This window comes from Dyella japonica DSM 16301 (assembly GCF_001010355.1).
Taxonomy (GTDB): Bacteria; Pseudomonadota; Gammaproteobacteria; order Xanthomonadales; family Rhodanobacteraceae; genus Dyella; species Dyella japonica.
Window position 1 is genome coordinate 104,193 of the sequence record NZ_JPLA01000030.1, and the last position, 18,017, is coordinate 122,209.

Annotated in this window: 14 protein-coding genes and 1 pseudogene; 5 read left to right on the plus strand and 10 right to left on the minus strand. The window is 64.6% G+C overall.

All coding sequences use genetic code 11. The features are described from left to right. Positions 1-85: 85 nt before the first annotated feature. Positions 86-1,954: an ATP-binding cassette domain-containing protein gene (locus Y882_RS12265; protein WP_046972208.1), complete on the minus strand. Its 1,869-nt coding sequence runs from the start codon at positions 1,952-1,954 to the stop codon at positions 86-88. 399 nt (positions 1,955-2,353) lie between these two features. Here Y882_RS12265 and Y882_RS20885 point away from each other — a divergent pair, with 399 nt between their 5' ends. Then, positions 2,354-3,475: a D-alanyl-D-alanine carboxypeptidase family protein gene (locus Y882_RS20885; RefSeq protein WP_046972209.1), complete on the plus strand. Its 1,122-nt coding sequence runs from the start codon at positions 2,354-2,356 to the stop codon at positions 3,473-3,475. 172 nt (positions 3,476-3,647) lie between these two features. Next, positions 3,648-4,169, plus strand: coding sequence for a hypothetical protein (locus Y882_RS12275; RefSeq protein ID WP_052949963.1), 522 nt, complete (start codon positions 3,648-3,650; stop codon positions 4,167-4,169). A 74-nt stretch (positions 4,170-4,243) separates the two neighbouring features. Here Y882_RS12275 and metK read toward each other — a convergent pair whose 3' ends face one another. Both metK and Y882_RS12285 read right to left on the minus strand, forming a co-directional pair. Continuing rightward, the gene (gene metK, locus Y882_RS12280) at positions 4,244-5,443 is read right to left on the minus strand and encodes a methionine adenosyltransferase (protein WP_046972210.1); all 1,200 of its coding nucleotides are present in this window, start codon (positions 5,441-5,443) and stop codon (positions 4,244-4,246) included. 267 nt (positions 5,444-5,710) lie between these two features. Beyond that, positions 5,711-7,531: an FAD-dependent oxidoreductase gene (locus Y882_RS12285; RefSeq protein WP_046972211.1), complete on the minus strand. Its 1,821-nt coding sequence runs from the start codon at positions 7,529-7,531 to the stop codon at positions 5,711-5,713. Between the two features lie 210 nt (positions 7,532-7,741). On the opposite strand from Y882_RS12285, the gene Y882_RS12290 reads away from it, so the two are divergent. Next, positions 7,742-8,437, plus strand: coding sequence for an SGNH/GDSL hydrolase family protein (locus Y882_RS12290; RefSeq protein ID WP_046972212.1), 696 nt, complete (start codon positions 7,742-7,744; stop codon positions 8,435-8,437). Between the two features lie 92 nt (positions 8,438-8,529). Continuing rightward, complete coding sequence (locus tag Y882_RS12295) at positions 8,530-9,255, plus strand: hypothetical protein (RefSeq protein ID WP_046972213.1); 726 nt, start codon at positions 8,530-8,532, stop codon at positions 9,253-9,255. 10 nt (positions 9,256-9,265) lie between these two features. Here the strand turns inward: Y882_RS12295 and Y882_RS12300 are convergent, their stop codons facing one another. The 4 genes and pseudogenes from Y882_RS12300 to Y882_RS12315 form a co-directional block, all read right to left on the minus strand. Continuing rightward, positions 9,266-10,087 carry a class I SAM-dependent methyltransferase gene (locus Y882_RS12300; RefSeq protein WP_046972285.1) on the minus strand — a complete coding sequence of 274 codons (822 nt, stop codon included), beginning with the start codon at positions 10,085-10,087 and terminating at the stop codon, positions 9,266-9,268. A gap of 85 nt (positions 10,088-10,172) precedes the next feature. Next, the gene (locus Y882_RS12305; protein WP_244466334.1) at positions 10,173-11,027 is read right to left on the minus strand and encodes an alpha/beta hydrolase; all 855 of its coding nucleotides are present in this window, start codon (positions 11,025-11,027) and stop codon (positions 10,173-10,175) included. Between the two features lie 135 nt (positions 11,028-11,162). Beyond that, positions 11,163-12,149 (minus strand): tRNA dihydrouridine synthase DusB, encoded by a 987-nt coding sequence (gene dusB / locus Y882_RS12310; RefSeq protein ID WP_046972215.1) that lies wholly within the window; start codon positions 12,147-12,149, stop codon positions 11,163-11,165. A 139-nt stretch (positions 12,150-12,288) separates the two neighbouring features. Continuing rightward, positions 12,289-13,635, minus strand: a pseudogene (locus Y882_RS12315) (nucleoside permease); the annotation flags it as partial. A gap of 141 nt (positions 13,636-13,776) precedes the next feature. Here Y882_RS12315 and rhtC point away from each other — a divergent pair. Then, positions 13,777-14,400 carry a threonine export protein RhtC gene (gene rhtC / locus Y882_RS12320; RefSeq protein WP_046972217.1) on the plus strand — a complete coding sequence of 208 codons (624 nt, stop codon included), beginning with the start codon at positions 13,777-13,779 and terminating at the stop codon, positions 14,398-14,400. Between the two features lie 253 nt (positions 14,401-14,653). Here rhtC and Y882_RS12325 read toward each other — a convergent pair whose 3' ends face one another. The 3 genes from Y882_RS12325 to Y882_RS12335 all read right to left on the minus strand — a co-directional run bounded on the left by Y882_RS12325 (position 14,654) and on the right by Y882_RS12335 (position 18,017). Beyond that, positions 14,654-16,024 (minus strand): FAD-binding oxidoreductase, encoded by a 1,371-nt coding sequence (locus tag Y882_RS12325; protein WP_046972218.1) that lies wholly within the window; start codon positions 16,022-16,024, stop codon positions 14,654-14,656. A 47-nt stretch (positions 16,025-16,071) separates the two neighbouring features. Then, positions 16,072-17,565 (minus strand): alpha/beta hydrolase, encoded by a 1,494-nt coding sequence (locus Y882_RS12330; protein ID WP_046972219.1) that lies wholly within the window; start codon positions 17,563-17,565, stop codon positions 16,072-16,074. A 95-nt stretch (positions 17,566-17,660) separates the two neighbouring features. After that, positions 17,661-18,017, minus strand: a complete 357-nt coding sequence (locus Y882_RS12335; protein WP_046972220.1) for a YraN family protein — start codon at positions 18,015-18,017, stop codon at positions 17,661-17,663.

An 18,017-nucleotide genomic window follows, 5' to 3' on the forward strand; every position in this document is an offset into this window, starting at 1 on the left:
GAGGCAGTCGCGCACAGGGTGCGCTCCCAAACACAAAGGGCAGCGCTCGTTGTGGGAGCGCACCCTGTGCGCGACACACGCGACCTCAGCCGTCCAACTCCGCCCAACGCGCATAAGCCGTATCCAGCTCCGCCTGCAACTTGGACAGCGCTTCATTCGCCTTGGTAAGCGCCGCACTGTCCTGCCGGAAGAACTCCGGATCATTCATCGCCTCGCTGCGCGCCGCGATGTCCGCTTCCAGCGTTTCAATCCGCTTGGGCAACTGCTCCAGCTCGCGCGCATCCTTGTAGCTGAGCTTGCGCTTGGCCTCTACCACGGGCGCTACGGGAGCAGGGGCGACGGATTTGCTTTCCAGCGACTTGATCGACGGCGCCAATGCCGACGGGCGCTGGCGAATCCAATCGGTGTAACCACCGACGTACTCGCCGATCTTGCCCTGCCCCTCGAGCACCAGGGTGCTCGACACCACGTTGTCGAGGAATTCGCGGTCATGCGAGACCAGCAGCAAGGTGCCCTGGTATTGCGTGAGCAGTTCTTCCAGCAGCTCCAGCGTTTCCACGTCCAGGTCGTTGGTCGGTTCGTCCATCACCAGCAGGTTGGACGGCTGCGCGAACAGCTTGGCGAGCAGCAGGCGATTGCGTTCGCCGCCCGACAGGCGCGTGATCGGCGCGCGCGCACGTTCCGGCGAAAAGAGGAAATCCTGCAGGTAGCCGATGATGTGCTTGCGCGAGCCGTTGAGTTCGATGAATTCGCGGCCTTCGGCCACGTTGTCCAGCGCGTTGAGCTGGTCGTTGAGCTGCACGCGGTGCTGGTCGAAGTAGGCGATCTGGATGCCGGTACCCAGCGTGGCGTGGCCACGATCGGGCTTGAGTTCGCCCAGCATGATCTTCAGCAGCGTGCTCTTGCCGGCGCCGTTGGGTCCGATGATGCCCACGCGGTCGCCGCGCATGATGGTGGTGCTCAGGTTTTCGATCAGCACGCGGCCGCCGTAACTCTGGTGCACGTGCTCCAGGTCGATCACCTTCTTGCCCGAGGCCTGCGCGTTGGCCATCGTCATCTTGACGTTGCCGGACAGTTCGCGGCGCTGCGAACGTTCCACGCGCAAGGCCTTCAAGGCGCGTACACGGCCTTCGTTGCGCGTGCGGCGCGCCTTGATGCCCTGGCGGATCCACACTTCTTCCTGCGCCAGCTTCTTGTCGAAGTGCGAATTCGCCTGGGCTTCGGCATGCAGGCGTTCCTCGCGGCGGCGCAGGTAGTTGTCGTAGTCGCCGGGCCAATCGGTGAGCTGACCGCGATCGATCTCGACGATGCGCGTGGCCAGTGCGCGCAGAAAACTACGGTCATGCGTGATGAAGATGATGCTGCCTTCGAACTGGCGCAGGAACGCTTCGAGCCAGCCGATGGCTTCGATGTCGAGATGGTTGGTGGGCTCGTCGAGCAGCAGCACATCAGGCTTGCGCACCAGCGCCTGCGCGAGCAGCACGCGACGCTTCATGCCTCCCGACAACGCAGCGAAATCGGTGTCGCCGGGCAGCTCCAGTCGCGTCAGTACATCGGTGACGCGTCGGTCGAGATCCCAGCCATGCTGCGCTTCGATCTGCGATTGCACATCGCCGAGCGCATCCATGTCGCCCTCGGCGAGCAGGTGGTGATAGCGCGCGAGCAGTTGGCCCAGATCGCCCAGGCCTTGCGCGACCACGTCGAACACACTGCCGGCGGTGTCTTGCGGCACCTCCTGCGCCATGCGCGCAACGACCACGCCGTTTTGCACACGCACTTCGCCATCGTCGGCTTTGAGTTCGCCGGCGATGAGTTTCATCAAGGTGGATTTGCCTTCGCCATTGCGACCGACGATGCACACGCGCTCGTTCGTCTCGATGGAGAGGTCGACATGTTCGAGCAGGAGGGGGCCGCCGATGCTGAAGTCGACGCGCTGAAGTTGGATTAGGGACATCCCGCCATTTTAGGGGATGCATCGTGTCGATCGTTCGCTTTTGCTGCTCAATACCGACGCACGTCTGCCGATAGGCACAGTTAGAGGGCAAAAAGCCGTGGTCCTTGGATGGGGCAGGCGTCTGGCGGAGTAATTGTTTTTTAACGAAAAAAGATGGCGCCTACACGCAAATAAGCCTTTCGCCATACGTCATTTGCGGGCACACTCCCTTGACGCGTAGACATCGCTTTCACGGTGAAATTTACGTTACGACGGCGCCGGGGCGCCGTCGCTGTTTTATCGTCCATGGAAACATGGACTTATGTGATCTAATTCAAGTATTGTCTTGACCCGTGGCGCTGTGTTGCGGTTCAGGGTTTGTAACGCCGGTTGAAGCGGTGGTGAGAGCGAGGAACTGGGGTGGCTATCAAGTCCAACACGCTGGCCAGGGGAGCATCCTGGCGCCAAGGTCTACTGGCACTGCTGGTAGGCGTCGCCGGCTGTTTCGCGAGCGTGGCTCATGCGGGCTATGCCGCCATCGTCATCAATGAGACCGACGGCCAGGTCATCACCGCGGTGAATGCGGACGAACCGAACCATCCGGCCTCGCTGGCCAAGATGATGACGATGTACCTCGCCTTCCAGGCGATCCAGAACGGCACGCTCAAGATGGACCAGGAGCTTCCCGTTTCCTCGTGGGCTGCCGCCAAGGCGCCGACCAAGCTTGATCTGCGCAACGGCCAGACCATCACGGTCGAAGACTGCGTGCTTGGCATGATCACCAAGTCCGCCAACGATGCCGCCACCGTGGTCGCTGAAGGCCTGGGCGGTTCGGAAGGTCACTTCGTCGAGATGATGAACGCGCAGGCCCAACTGCTGGGCATGAGCAACACGCGCTTTGCCAATGCCTCGGGCCTGCCCGACCCGGAAGACACCACCACGGCCCGCGACATGAGCAAGCTGGCCATGGCGCTGTATCACGACTTCCCGCAGTACGCCCACTTGTTTTCGACCAAGGACTTCATGTTCCGCGGTCACCTGGTGCGCGGACACAACAACCTGATGGACAAGTATCCCGGCATGGACGGCCTGAAGACCGGCTTCACCAATGCCTCGGGCTTCAACCTCGCTTCCACCGCCGTCAAGGATGGCCGCCGTCTGTTCTCGGTGGTGATGGGCGGTCGCACCGCCGCCACCCGTGACCGCCTGATGGCACGCCTGCTCGACGACGGCTTCGAGAACCAGGAAACGCCGTCCGAGTTGGTAGCGCAGGCTGGCGAAGCACCGGCAGGCCTGGCCAGCGGCAAGAGCCGTCGCGGCAAGGGCAGCGTCGCCGCCAAGGGCACGGCCCTGGCCGACGCCACGCCGGCCTCGCGCCGCCACCATCGCCGCGGTTCGAAGGCGGACACTGTCGCCACCGCAGCCACCTGCTCGAAGAAGAAAAAAGGCGCCACCTGTCCCGCCACCACCGCCCGCAGCACCAAGGTCGCTGCCGCCGCCGGCCAGAAGGTCGCCTCGGCGGGTGGGTCGCCGGACAAGTAAGCGTTGCTTCAAACCAGATCGGATAAGCGGGCTGCCTTCGGGTGGCCCGTTTTGTTTTGGGGCACGGCTGCCGTCGCCACCTCATGCCAGGTCTTAGGGCTTGGCGCAGCCCAGGTTGCTAAATGACACTGCGCGTGTCGACCCCACCAACCTGACAAGGAAGGGACAGGACATGAAGCTCAGCCCGAAGGCCTTGGTCGTTGCATCCGTCGTCGCCCTCGCGTCCTCGCTGACGGTGGCTGCACCGCTGGGTGCTGCGACGGACGTCAGCTCGCATCGCGCGCCCGACGCGCCACTGCTCGGCAGCTGGTCACTGGATACCTCGCGCATGCCAGTGCCGCCCGGGCAGCGTCCGACGAGCGTGCGCTTTACGTTCGACGATGCGGGCAACAACACCTGGAAGGTCAGCGTCGATATCGTCTATGCGCCGGGGCAGGAGGTTCACTCCATCAGCACGCCGGTGCTCGATGGATCATCCACGGTCATCACCAACAGTCCCGAGGCAGATACGGGGACGTTCAAACACCCGGCGCCGAACGTGCTGGTCATGGCGCTGCAGAAGGAGGGTGTGCTGGTTTCGACGCGTATTTATTCGACGCTGCCCGATGGACATACGATGGTCGAGACGGCGGTATATCCCGGGCAAGGCAGCATGCCCGTGATGAAGACGAACTACTTCACGCGCGTTCGCTAGGTCCCGCTTCGAAACACGTTGCAAAAAAAACGGGCCGCTTTCGCGGCCCGTTTTCATCGCAGAGTAAGCCGTGCTTACTTCAGCTTGGCATCGGCGCGCAGCGCTTCGGCCTTATCGGTCTTTTCCCACGAGAATGCGGTGTAGGTCTTGCCGTCCGGACCCTTCACTTCGTACGGGGTGCGGCCGAAGTGACCGTAGCTGGCGGTCTGCTGGTACATCGGGTGCACCAGGTCGAGCATCTTGATGATGCCGTACGGGCGCAGGTCGAAGTGCTTGCGGATCAGCTTCTCGATCTTCTCGTCGGCGATCTTGCCGGTGCCAAAAGTCGTCACCGAGATCGAGGTCGGCTCGGCCACGCCGATGGCGTAGCTCACCTGCACTTCGCAACGGTCGGCGATGCCGGCAGCCACGATGTTCTTGGCGACATAACGCGCCGCGTAGGCAGCCGAACGGTCGACCTTGGACGGATCCTTGCCCGAGAACGCGCCACCACCGTGACGGGCCCAGCCGCCGTAGGTGTCGACGATGATCTTGCGACCGGTCAGGCCGCAATCGCCCACCGGGCCGCCAATTACGAACTTGCCGGTCGGGTTGATGTGGAACTTGGTGCCCTTGTGCAGCAGCTTGGCCGGCAGCACGGGCTTGAGGATGTGCTCGCGCACGGCTTCGATCAGATCCTTCTGCTTCACGCTCGGATCGTGCTGGGTCGACAGCACCACGGCGTCGATGGCGGTGGCGACACCGTCTTCGTAACGCAGGGTGACCTGGCTCTTGGCGTCCGGGCGCAGCCACGGCAGCGGCGAGTTCTTCTTCTTGCGGACCTTGGCCTGCTGCTCGACCAGACGGTGCGAGTAGTAGATCGCAGCCGGCATGTAGTCCTTGGTTTCGTTGGTCGCGTAGCCGAACATCAGGCCCTGGTCGCCAGCGCCCTGTTCTTCCGGCTTCTTGCGGTCCACGCCCTGGTTGATGTCGGGCGACTGCTTGCCGATCAGGTTCAGCACGCCGCAGGTCTCGCCGTCGAAGCCGACTTCCGAGGAGTCATAACCGATGTCGACGATGACCTTGCGGGTCAGCGCTTCCAGGTCGATCCAGGCGCTGGTGGTGATCTCGCCGGCGACGATCGCCACGCCCGTCTTCACCATCGTTTCGCAGGCCACGCGCGCACGCGGATCCTGCGCGATGATCGCATCGAGGACGGCATCGGAGATCTGGTCGGCGACTTTGTCCGGGTGGCCTTCAGAAACCGACTCGGAGGTGAAGAGGAAGTTGCTCATCGCGGTATATATCCTTCCTTACGGATAGAGAGATGAAAGGGGGTGGCGCATGATACACGGCCTACCCCGGGATTGCAGCCTCAGCTTGGCGCCGGGACATGACGATTTCATGCCGATTCAGCCATTTGGACGGCTTTGCGGCTTATTCCGGGGGCATTCCCGGGCGTGCCTGGGCCGCCCCAAGAGCGTGGGGCAAGCCCTCAGAATACTCCAAGGATGTCGCAGGGGGCCCTGGCTGGGTGCAGGCAGGGGCGCTGATGGTTGCGCTCAACGGCGGCGGCTGAAGCCGTCGTCGCTCCAGTCTTCGCTGCCCACGCCGTGATGCACGAAGAACAGCCCATCGGGGTCGTACCGGCGTTTAGCGGCGGCCAGGCGTGGGTAGTTGGTACCCCAGAACGAGCGCTGCCAGTCGCGCTCGAAGTAGTTGCTCTCCGAGACGTAGGAGCCGGCGCCCGGCGCGACCTTGAGCAGGGCGTCCATCGACTGATCGATGCGGGCCGCCTCGCGCCGCGCCTTGTCCAGGTCGGGCGCGGCCCCCGGCATGCCGGGGAAGGCCGGCTCGCTTTCGCTGCCGGTGATGGCGAGCGCGAAGGCGTCCATCGCGCCGGGGTTCATGGCGGTGTCGCGTGAACGGGCGATGGCATCGGCGGAGCCGCCGGCCAGGCCCTTGTTGAAGTGCAGCGAATAGCCCCAGTGGCGCGTTGCCTCGAACATGGCGTCGGCGAGCGCATCGATGTGCTGATCATCCAGCAAGGCTTGGGGCAGCCATCCCGAGCGGTAGCCGTGGATGAACTGGCCGACCTGGCCTTCGTCGCCGGCCCACAGCACGTGATTGCGCGGTGCGTCTGGGCGGCTGTCGGACACGATCAGTTGCGGCGCGTGCTGGCGGAAGAATTCCGCATCCCAGAAATGCCGCGCGGGCAGGGCGATGATGCGGACGTCTTCCTTGAAGCGATAGGCCGGGCGCGCCTTGATCCAGGCGAAGAAGGGCGCCCAGACCTGCTCCGCCTCCTGCTGGCTGAGCCCCTGGAAGATCATCGACAGATGCAGCGTGTTGCCGCCATGGAACTTCAGCTGCTCGCCCCAGTGCGGATTGAACAAGGCGTCGCGATAGAAGCGCATGGTCTGTCCGATCAGCTCGCGGAACGCCTGATCGGAGTCGGCCTGGATGGCGCCGAACACCGCGCCAAAGGTGTCGGGCAAATCGTGCGTGAGAAGGGTTAGCCTGGTCAGCACGCCGATGCTGCCGCCACCGCCGCCCTTGATGGCCCAGAACAGTTCCGGCTCGCGGCAGGCATTGACCACGTGCACCTTGCCGTCGGCCGTAACCACCTCGGCCTCCAGCAGGTTGCTGCTGGCCGTGCCAAACCGTTTGGAGAGGCCGCCGAAGCCGCCGCTCTGCACCAGGCCGGCCACGCCCACCGTCAGGCAGCCGCCGCCCTGCACATAGCGCCCGCCTTCCGTGGTGACCGCGGTGTATGCGTCCACCCACATGGCGCCCGCTTCCACCGTCACCGCGGGACGTGGCGCCTGCGAACTGGCGCAGCCCTGCGGCACGAAGGCGTCATGCAGCGCGATGTGGTTCATATGTCGCGTCCAGATCAGCAACGAGTCCGGCGCGTCCGAGGTGCCCTGGTAGCTGTGGCCGCCGCCCTTCACCACCAGACGCAGGTGATGTTCGCGGGCGAAGTTCACCGCCGCGACGACGTCGCTGGTCTGTTCGGCGACGACCGCATAGGCGCTGGGACGTGAGGTCCAGGCGTCGACCCAGCCGCTGGTCTGGGTGAGCGCGGGCGTGTCGCCGAGGTAGTAAGGGTTTTTGACCTGCTTTAGCGCTTCCTGGCAGGCGGCGTCGCTGGCTTCGCAGTGCTCGAACGGTGATTGCAGCCGTTGCAGGCGACCGCCCACGGCATGTTTGAGCTGCTCCCACTGCGCTTCGCTGGGCCAGCCCGGATCGCCAGGACGAACGCGCGCATACAGATGGGTGACGCCCTTGAGCGCCTCACGCGCGGTGGCGATCGAGGGCGACAGCGCCCATGGCAGCAAGGGCAGGGCGAGGGCAGCCTTCAGCAGATCGCGACGATGCATGGCGGACTCCGGCGGGATGGATGTCGTCACTTTGCCCCAGCGAGCATGCCGGACAAGCGTGGAGTGACCAATAGCGGCGCTGTTGGGACAAGCGGCGGGCTGGCCGTGACCGGATCGTCCCCTCGACCGCCGACTTGGGGCAGCCAAGGTGGACATAGCTGTCGAGACATCCATAATCGAACGCTCCCCACCCGATGTAGGAGCGAGCGAATGAAGCGACTGAGCTGGCTGGCGTTCGGCCTGATCTCCCTGTTGGCTGCGGCCAGCACGCACGCGGACAGCGCGCCGCCCTCGCACTGGCAGCCGGATATCGCCGCCTTTGTCGCCGCTGACCACGAGCATCCGCCGGCCCAGCATGGCGTACTGTTCATCGGCAGCTCCTCGATCCAGTTCTGGAAGTCGCTGGCCCAGGATTTCCCTGGCGTTCCGGTGATCAACCGCGGCTTCGGCGGTTCGGCGCTGCCCGATTCGACTTATTACGCCGACCGCATCGTGTGGCCTTACCAGCCCAGGCTGATCGTGATGTACGCGGGCGACAACGACATCAACGATGGCGCGACGCCCGAACAGGTGCTCGCCTCGTTCCAGCAGTTCGTCGCACGTGCGCGTGAGGGCGTGCCCGGCGTGCCGATCGTCTATATCTCGATCAAGCCCAGCCTCGCGCGTCTTTCGCTGTGGCCGCGCATGAAGACGGCCAATGACGAGATCCGTGATTGGGCGGCCACGCAGAAAAACGTGCGCTTCGTGGATATCGCGCCCGAGATGCTCGACGCGCAAGGCAAGCCACGCCCCGAACTGTTCCGCCCCGATGGCCTGCACATGCTGCCGGCCGGTTACGCGTTGTGGATTGCGACACTGAAGCCCGTGCTGGCCGCGTATGGCTTCGTGGTGAAACCGCACGCTTGATGCCCTGGCGGCGCACACCTTCCTGCGTCCACGTCGCATGAACCTGCTCGGGTGTTGGGCTAGCCTGCGCCAGCAACCAACAGGGGGAAGTCATGAGCGGACGGTGGTGGTTTGTGGCAGCGGGATTGCTGTGCGGCACGGTGTGCGCGCAGTCGGTGCAGGCGCCGGCATTGAAGGCGGGCGACAGCTGGGTCTACGTCGATACGGTGGAGTCGGGACCGCAAGGATGGTCGCGCAAGAATGAAATCGTCACCGTCGAGCGGATCGAAGGCGACAGCGTGCTGATCGCCAACAAGCAGGACGGCTCGAGTCAGCCGGCGGTCGAGCATCTGGTCGGCCTGGACTGGAGCCGTTCGCGCGATGTGAATGGCAAGCAGCTGGTGGTGAATCGGCCGTTGGCGTTTCCGCTCGCGCAGGGCAAGAAGTGGCGCGTGGATTACACCGAAGCCAATCCCAACCGGCAGCACACCAGCGAAACCTTCGGCAGCGAGTACACCGTGGTGGGCTGGGAAGACGTGCAGGTACCGGCCGGCGCATTCAAGGCGCTGAAGATCGAGGCGCAGGGACAGTGGAGCGCGGTGGTGGCGCCGTCGATCAACAGCGATTCGCGCGGGCATGTGGATGCAGACGGGGCAGTGAGTCTGTCGCAGAGCCAGATCACCCGTCCGCACACGGCCAGCGGCCGCATGTACAAGGCATTCTGGTACGTGCCCGAGCAGAAGCGCTTCGTCAAATCCGTCGAGGAGTATTACGACAGCAAGGGCGTGCGTTCGTCGCGTTATACCGAGGAACTGCAGTCGTCCAAGCTCGCCGGCTGATGCGTTCCTCTCAGTAGACCAAGGCCCGCGCCTGCACGAAGGCGAAGAAGAACACCGCGTTCGGATCGTTGCGCACGGCCTGCAGCTCGCCGCGCATGCCTTCGACCGTGGCGGGATCGACCTTGTCGGCAGCCACCAGCTGGTCGGCTGCCGACAACAGCACCTCCTGCCAGAATTCGATCATCTGCTTGCGCTTGCCGGGCTGGCGGTTGTCGAGGTGGAAGCTCTTCACCTCGGTCTGCACATCGCGATAGCCGCCCGCCAGCAGCAGGTTGCCGAGTTTCGCGCCGATGAAAGGGTCGCCGCCGCTGTCGTACTGGTAGTCGTTGAAAGCCATCCAGTAGCGCAGCAGATGCGGCGAATACGGATCGAGGAAGAACGAAGAATTGAGCACCTCGGTCACGTAGACCACCGCGCCCGGACTCAACACGCGGCGTACTTCGCTGAGCACGCGCGCGGGACTGGGCATATGTTCCAGCACCCAGCACAGATAGGCGGCGTCGAAGCTGCGATCCGGGAACGGCAGGTCGGTGGCATCGGCCTGCTGCAGCGTGTAGCGCGAGGTGCACCATGCCGTCTGAGCAAGATTGCGCTCGGCCGCGGCCAGCTGCGCTTCGGAGCGATCCACGCCGGTCAGTTCCAGGTGCGGAAAGCGCCGCAACAGAATCTCGGTCTGCGCGCCCACGCCGCAGCCGACTTCCAGCAGCTGCTTGGCCTCGCTGAAGTCGATGCGGTTGAACAGGATGTTTTCGAACATGCGCGCCTGGCGCGTCAGCCGCGACTGTTCCTCGGACGAAAAGCCGTGGATATAGGGAAACTCGCCGGTGACGATGCTGTTCACGAGCCTGTCCCTTGGTTGGGGAGTGCAGGCTTTCAAGGTACGCCGGCGCCTGTCGAGGGAAAGTGTCGCGAGCGCGTCAGCGCGGCGTTGTGGTCGGCTTCGCGTGGGGATGCGACTGGATAAACGCAAGCACGTCGCTGAGGGTCGGCGCACCACCGCGCAGCGGCCGCGACAGCGCAAATAGCAAGGCCTCGTGGCCCACGCCGGGATAGGTTCGCAGGGTGCTGTCGCCGTGCACGGCCTGGGTGGCGCGGTACAGCGAGATGGCGTTGGACGGTTCCACTTCGCCGTCGTCGGTGCCTTGCAACAGCAACATGGGCGGCTCCGCGCCGCGCACGTAGGACACGGGTTGTCCCCGGCGCTGCTGTTCCACCGTGCGGCCGAAGACACCGAGCATGATGGCGTCATCCTGCGGCACCGGTACGAAAGCGTAGCAACCGGCCAGACCAATGAATCCGGCAAGATCGGTCGGCTTCATGCCGTGCGCAGCCAGCCATTGCGGATCGGTGGACAGCAGCGCGGCGATCTGCCCACCGGCGGAGTGCCCCATCACGAAGATGTCGTCCGGCGAGCCGCCGATCTCCGCTGCATGCGCGTGGGCCCAGGCGACAGCGTCGGCGGCATCGTGCATGAAGCCATCGAGCGTCACCTGCGGGTATTTGCGGTAGTCGGGTATCACGGTGATCACGCCATGCGCCGCCAGCGCCGTGCCCACGAAGCGGTACCACGCGCGCTCGCCGCGCACCCAGGTGCCGCCATAGAAGAACACCACGATGGGTGCGTGACTGGCTTGCGCCGGTGCATAGACGTCCAAGGCCAGGCGGTGCTCGCTGTCGAAGACGACATCGGTACGTGGCGTGATGGCGCGATGCTGATCGGTGGCATTGAGACCCGCGAACAAGGTCGCCTCGCAGCCGCTCAGGAGCAGCATGACCACCAGCAGGAGGCATGGGCGCAACAGTCGGATGGACGATGACCTGTACGACAGCGGCAGTGTCATGGAAGGCGATGATGGTGAGACCTGCCCATCATGCCCTGAAGCCTCGCGCAAAGGCTTGCGGCGGACTCAAGCCGCCAGGCGCGTGCCTTCCTGCAAGCCATCGAAGTAATCGCGCGTGAGGCGCAATTGGTCGAGCGCGTTTTCGGCCTTGTTCACCACATGGCGAAACGCGGCGTTTTCCGCCCGGTCCTTGGCATACCAGCCCAGGTGCTTGCGCGCGATGCGCACGCCCTGCAGTTCGCCGTAGAACGCGTAGAGGTGTTCCAGGTGATGCACGAGGATGTCGCGCACCTCGGCGGGCGTCGGCTCCGGCAGCGTCTCGCCGGTGCTGAGGAAGTGGGAGATTTCGCGGAAGATCCACGGCCGGCCCTGTGCACCGCGCCCCACCATCACCGCATCGGCGCCGGTGACGTCGAGCACATGCCGGGCCTGCTGCGGCGTCACCACGTCGCCATTGGCGAGCACGGGAATGCGCACACTGGCCTTGACCGCGGCGATGGTCTCGTACTCCGCTTCGCCTTCGTACTTGTCCGCACGCGTGCGGCCATGCACGGCGAGCGCGGCGATGCCGGCGTCTTCGGCGATCTTCGCAATCGTCAGCGCGTTCTTGTTCTGGCGATCCCAGCCGGTGCGGATCTTCAGCGTGACCGGCACGTCCACGGCATCGACCACGGCCTTCACGATGCGCGCCACCAGCGGCTCGTCCTGCAGCAGGGCCGAGCCGGACCAGACGTTGCAGACTTTCTTGGCCGGGCAGCCCATATTGATGTCGATGATCTGGGCCCCGTTGTCGGCGTTGTAGCGCGCGGCCTCCGCGAGCATTGCCGGGTCATAGCCGGCGATCTGCACGCTCACCGGTTCGGGTTCGCCCTCGTGGTCCATCCGCTGCAGCGACTTGCGCGTGCGCCACAGGCGGGGATCGGCATTCGTCATCTCCGACACGGCCAGACCCGCGCCCAGCCGTTTGCACAGCAGGCGGAAAGGCTTGTCGGTGACCCCGGCCATGGGCGCAAGCACCACGGGCGGGTCGATACGGTAGGGGCCGATCTGCATCAAGCCATTGTACCCGGTCGGAAATTCCCGCGCCCGGTGTGTGGGAGCGCACCCTGTGCGCGACCGTCCCCTGGCCGCTTACCGCTCCGCTGGGCTGTCGCGCACAGGGTGCGCTCCCACAGGGAGAGGAAGGCTTGGCTCAGTGCGCCAGCTTCGCCGCCAATGCTTCCGCCGCCGCCCGATCATGCTTGTGCTTGAACAGCACCATGAACAACAGGGCCACGATGAACGAATAGCTGGCAAAGGTGATCCAGATGCCGCGCCAGTCCTTGCTCTGGTCCGGATAGGTGAAGAACGCCTCGATCACCAGACCGCTGATGGAACTGCCGAGCACCGCCCCGATGCCGTTCGTCATCAGCATGAACAGGCCCTGCGCGCTGGCGCGGATGGAGGGATCGCTCTGGCCTTCCACGAACAACGAGCCGGAGATGTTGAAGAAGTCGAACGCCATGCCGTAGACGATGCACGACAGCACGATCATCCACAGGCCGCCGCCGGGGTTGCCATAGGCGAACAGGCCAAAGCGCAGCGTCCACGCCAGCATGCTGATCAGCATCACCGTCTTGATGCCGAAACGGCGCAGGAAGAACGGGATGGCCAGGATGAACAGCGTTTCGGAGATCTGCGAGATCGACATGATGATGGCGGGATAGCGCACCGCCACCAGGTCTTTGTACGGGCCCATCTTGGCGAAGTCGTGCAGGAACGTATCGCCATAGGCATTGGTCAGCTGCAGCGACGCGCCCAGCAGCATGGCGAAGATGAAGAACACCGCCATGCGCGTATCGCGGAACAGCTTGAACGAGGTCAGCCCGAAGGTATCCAGCCACGACTGGTTGTCACGGCGCTGGAAGCGCGGCGGACAGGCCGGCAGCGTAAATGCATAGAGACCCAGCAGCAGTGCTGCCGCCGAGGCCACGTAGAACTGGCCCGACGAGGTTTCCAGGCGCAGCAGGCTGATGGTCCATAGCGCACCGATGAAACCCACCGTGCCCCACACGCGGATTGGCGGGTAGTCGCGCACGATGTCCTTGCCGTCGCTCTTGAGCGCGTTGTACGCCACCGCAATCGAGAGCGAGATGGTCGGCATGTAGAACATCATGTTGATCAGCATCACCCAGAACATCAGGCCGGGCGACTGCACCATCGGCACGCAGAACAAGACGCAGGCGCCACCGATGTGGAACACGCCGTAGAGCTTCTCCGCGTTGATGTACTTGTCCGCAATCACGCCGGCGATCGAAGGCATGAACAGCGAGGCGATGCCCATGGTCGAGAAGATCGCGCCGAACTGCGCGCCCGACCACTGCTTGGTCTGGAACCAGTACGCGCCAATGGTGAGCAGCCACGATCCCCACACAAAAAACTGGAGGAAGTTCATGGCAATCAGGCGCAGTCGCAGATTCATCAGCGTATGTCTGTGTGTGTAGCGGTGACGGGTGAGGGCGGCGCGACCATCCTCCCAGGGCGGGCGCGAGCCGGACCTGTGTGGACGAGCCGGTGATCCCCCTGAGAGGGCTTGGGACGTCCCAAGGCCGTGTCAAAACGGGCAGACTAGAGGACCACTGCGGTGGCGACAAGCTGCGCCGCCACGAAGCACCCGGCCCCATTCCCCGAGGAGACGCCCGTGAGCCTGTTCCTGACCATTGCCCTGGTGCATCTGGTGGCCCTGCTGAGCCCCGGTCCGGACTTTTTCTTTGTGTCGCAGACCGCCGTGAGCCGCACGCGTCGGCAGGCGATGTTCGGCGTGCTGGGCATCACCCTGGGCGTGGTCGTGTGGTCCGCGCTGGCCCTGGCAGGCCTGCAATTGCTGCTGCAGCGGCTGGCCTGGCTGGAGCGCCTGATCGCGATTGCCGGCGGCCTTTATCTGACCTGGATGGGCATCAAGATGCTGCGCGGCGCGATCAAGGCGCCGGTGGCCACGGGCGAGCCGCGCGCCGTGCTGCAGCAGAGTGACTGGGCCACCTTGCGTGCAGGGCTGCTGACCAACCTCTCCAACCCGAAGGTGGTGATCTATTTCGGCAGTGTGTTTTCCGCATTTCTGGGTGACCGCGTCGACACCGCCACGCGCTGGGGCCTGTGGACCCTGGTCATCGTCGAGACCTTCGTGTGGTTCACCCTTGTGGCGGGCGTGTTCGCGCTGCCGGCGATGCGCCGTGGTTATCTCAGGCTGTCGCGTTGGATCGATGGGTTTGCCGGCGCGGTGTTCGTGGCGTTTGGTTTGCACCTGATTTTTGCGCGCAAGGCGTAACCGAAAACCCGTACCTCACTTTCACCTTGTGGGAGCGCACCCTGTGCGCGACCGTCCCCTGGCGATCTGCCGCTCCGTAGGGTTGTCGCGCACAGGGTGCGCTCCCACAGGGGTGAGACTTCGCCCGAACTCGGAGCCTAACCCCTGTAGGAGCGCACCTTGTGCGCGACCGCAGCGTCACCCAATTTCGCTCAGTGGAGGGTGGTCGCGCACAGGGTGCGCTCCTACAAGGGTAATGCCGCGTCGATGCAAGTCAGGGCAACAACTTGCCCGGATTGAGGATGCCCTCGGGATCGAAGGCCGCCTTCACATTACGCATCAGCTGCAGCGTTGACGGCTCCAACGCAAGCGGCATGAATTCCTTCTTCACCAGACCGATCCCGTGCTCGCCTGACAGCGTGCCTTCCAGCGAAATCACCAGCGCGAATACTTCTGCCAGACAGGCATGGGAACGCTCGCGCTCTGCTTCATCGCGCGGCAACAGGTTCACGTGCAGGTTGCCATTGCCGGCATGTCCGAAGCTGACGATCAACACGTCGTGCTTCTTCGCCAGCTGCTTGATGCCATCCACCAGCTCAGGCAGACGGCTGACGGGCACGACCACATCCTCGTTGATCTTGTTCGGCGAAATGGTGCGCTGGGCCGGCGAGAGCGCCTTGCGTGCCGACCACAGCGCCTGCGTTTCCTCGGCGGTTTCGGCCACGCGCAGGTCTTCCAGGCCGTCGCCGCGAGCGGCGCGCGAAACCGCCTCAACGGCGCTTGGCAGAGTCTCCGGCTCGCCGTCCACTTCGATCATCAGCATCGCGCCCGCCAGCGGCACCGTGTCGCCGCCGTAGTCGCGGGCGAGTTTCAAGGCCACGTCGTCGATGAATTCCAGCGCGCACGGCGTAACTGGCTGCGCCATGATGCGCGCCACGGCGCGTGCCGCTGCCGAGACATCGCGATAGGTGGCGCGAATGGTGCGCTGCGCGGAGGGCTTGGGTGTGAGCTTGAGCGTGGCTTCGGTGATCAGCGCCAGCGTGCCCTCGGAGCCGATCAGCAAGCGCGTCAGGTCGTAGCCCGTCGCGCCCTTGCTCGTGTACGTGCCGCAACGGAAACCTTCACCGGTACCGGCCACCGCGCGCAAACCCAGCGTGTTCTCGCGCGGGCTGCCGTACTTCACCGTGCGCGGACCGGCCGAATTGCAGGCGAGATTGCCGCCGATGCTGCACCAGGGCGATGACGACGGATCGGGCGGCCAGAAGAAGCCGTGCGGCTTCAAGGCCTGTTGCAGATCGCCGTTGAGCACGCCCGGCTCGACCACGGCGAGCCGATTGTCCGGATCGATGCGCAGGATGCGGTTCATCCGCTCAAAGCTCACCACCACGCCACCCTCGACGGGCACCGTGGCGCCGGTGGTATTGGTGCCGCGGCCGCGTCCGATCACGGGCACGCGATGCTCGCGGCAGGCGCGGATCAAGGCCTCGGTCTGTTCGTGCGTGGTGGGAAACACCACCGCGTCGGGCAATGCATTGCGCCGCGAGTTGTCATAGGCATAGGCAAGTCGCTCGGCCATGCCGGTGGCCATGGCTTCGCCGGGGAAATGCGCGCGTAGCGTATCGAGCAGGGCATCGGGAAGATTCATGCCGGCAGTATCCCACTGTCTGCTGCCGGTTGCCCTCGATGCACCGCTCAATGCACGGGTTCGGCCAGTTTCGCCGTTGGCTGCGCGGCGGCGGCCGGAAGCAGCGCCTCGATGCGATCGCGCACATAGGGATAGAACGGATTGGAGCTGATGCGCAGTGCTGCATCGAAATTGAGAATCAGCGCACCTCGCTCACCGCGGGGCGCCTGGGTGCCCAGACGAATGCCGAAGTTCTCGGAGATATCCGGCGCGGTTCCATACAGCGGATCGCTGGGCGGAAAGGGCAGCGCGATATGCGACAGCGAAAAGATGGTGTCCGGGTAAAGGATGGCAAGCGGCGCCGTACTGACCGTGCCCTGGCCGGCCTCCGTCGTGCGTGTCACGGTGTGGTCATCATTCACCGCCGCGTTGGCGATGACGGTGCTGCGATAGGCCTTCGGCCCGGACGGGAGCATGCGATTGACTGCGGTGAGCGCGCTCGGCTTCAGCAGCGTGTCGAAGCGTTGATTGCGGTTGACATCGAACAGCACCACTTCGCTGCCGTTGGCGGGCACGTTCGCGTAAAGCGTATGCATCACGGCCGAAGCACTCACCGTATCGTCCACCACCGATTGGAAACTGAGGATGGGCGGCAAGCGGCCAAGCTGGCGGTCGCGCGCCATGCGCAACATCTGGCCGCGGATGGCATCGGTCAGCAGATAGGACTGCCGCGCCGCGTTCACCGGGAACGAGTTGTACTTGAACGGGTTGTATTCGGGCAGCAGATCCAGCCATGCAGCCTTGGCGAAACGTGGCAGCAGCGCAGGCAGGCCAGCCAGCCCGGCGAAGCGTGCAAAGCTGGTGACGCCGATCATCGGCGACAGCAGCACCAGCCGTGTCGGCATGGTCAGCTCGCTGTGCTCGCATGCATCCAACGTGTACTTCACCGCCAGCGCGCCGCCGTTGGAATAGCCGACGATATGGATCGGCAGGTCAGGTCCCACGCGGCGCCGCGCTTCGCGCATGGCCAGGCGTGTCGCCGCCAGCCACTGGGGCCAGTCCGCCGTGGTCAGTCCCGCCGGCACCGTGCCATGGCCCGGCACACGCAGGCCGATCGCGACGAAACCATGGGCGCGGTACAGCTGCGCGATATCGCGCAGGCTATACGGCGAATCGCTCAGGCCATGGATAAGCACCACGGCGCCGATCGGCGTACCCGTCGGTTCCAGCACATACGAACGATTCCAGTCGTGCGCGAAATGCCCCGGATACATCGGTGCGCCATCAAAGTAGCGGTTGACCACGACGCGCTGCGCCGGCTCCAGCTTGTCGGTGACCTGCGTTTTCACATCAGCGAACGCCTTTTGCTCCGCGGCCAGATAGCCCGCCCAGTCGGTGGCATCGAGCTGTGAGGGCGAGAGCTCATCGGGAACAAAAGTCTGCCAGGGCGCAAGCGGATCGCCCTGCTGCGAATCCCAGGCACGAATGGCCAGCAGCGAGACGAGGAAGACCAGGACGATGATGGCCGTCCATTTGCCGATGCCGATCAGCATGCGAACCATGATGCCCCCTGCGTCCTGGCGTCACCGGATGGCGACTGCTCCCAGCCAGTGTGCGCCGCCAAATATGTGCAAACCGTCGACGACGAGGCGCCAGCCTAGCCGGCCTCGAACGCGCTGCGCCACCAGCGCATCTGGGCACGATCCACCGGACCGTCGTAGCCCACGACGTCGAACCGGCAGGCGCGATGGGCGTGCTGCGGATGGTCGGCCAGCCACAGTTCCGCGGTGCGGATCAGTTTGCCCTGCTTGCCGGCGTTGACCGAGGCCGCCGCGCTGCCGCAGCCGCTGCTGAGGCGATGGCGCACCTCGACGAACACCACGGTGGCGCCGTCCATCATCACCAGGTCCAGCTCGCCATAGCGCGTGGTGTAGTTGCGCGCCAGCAGCTTGAGGCCGGCGCGCTGCAGTTCGGCGCAGGCGCGTTGTTCGAAAACGGCGCCGGCAGAGCGCAT

Coding starts and splice junctions, on each gene's coding strand:
- Y882_RS12330 (WP_046972219.1), bottom strand. CDS start 17,565: ATGGTTCGCATGCTGATCGGCATCGGCAAATGGACGGCCATCATCGTC.
- metK (WP_046972210.1), bottom strand. CDS start 5,443: ATGAGCAACTTCCTCTTCACCTCCGAGTCGGTTTCTGAAGGCCACCCG.
- Y882_RS12275 (WP_052949963.1), top strand. CDS start 3,648: ATGAAGCTCAGCCCGAAGGCCTTGGTCGTTGCATCCGTCGTCGCCCTC.
- Y882_RS12335 (WP_046972220.1), bottom strand. CDS start 18,017: ATGCGCTCTGCCGGCGCCGTTTTCGAACAACGCGCCTGCGCCGAACTG.
- Y882_RS12325 (WP_046972218.1), bottom strand. CDS start 16,024: ATGAATCTTCCCGATGCCCTGCTCGATACGCTACGCGCGCATTTCCCC.
- Y882_RS12305 (WP_244466334.1), bottom strand. CDS start 11,027: ATGCTGCTCCTGAGCGGCTGCGAGGCGACCTTGTTCGCGGGTCTCAAT.
- Y882_RS12290 (WP_046972212.1), top strand. CDS start 7,742: ATGAAGCGACTGAGCTGGCTGGCGTTCGGCCTGATCTCCCTGTTGGCT.
- Y882_RS12285 (WP_046972211.1), bottom strand. CDS start 7,531: ATGCATCGTCGCGATCTGCTGAAGGCTGCCCTCGCCCTGCCCTTGCTG.
- dusB (WP_046972215.1), bottom strand. CDS start 12,149: ATGCAGATCGGCCCCTACCGTATCGACCCGCCCGTGGTGCTTGCGCCC.
- Y882_RS12265 (WP_046972208.1), bottom strand. CDS start 1,954: ATGTCCCTAATCCAACTTCAGCGCGTCGACTTCAGCATCGGCGGCCCC.
- Y882_RS12295 (WP_046972213.1), top strand. CDS start 8,530: ATGAGCGGACGGTGGTGGTTTGTGGCAGCGGGATTGCTGTGCGGCACG.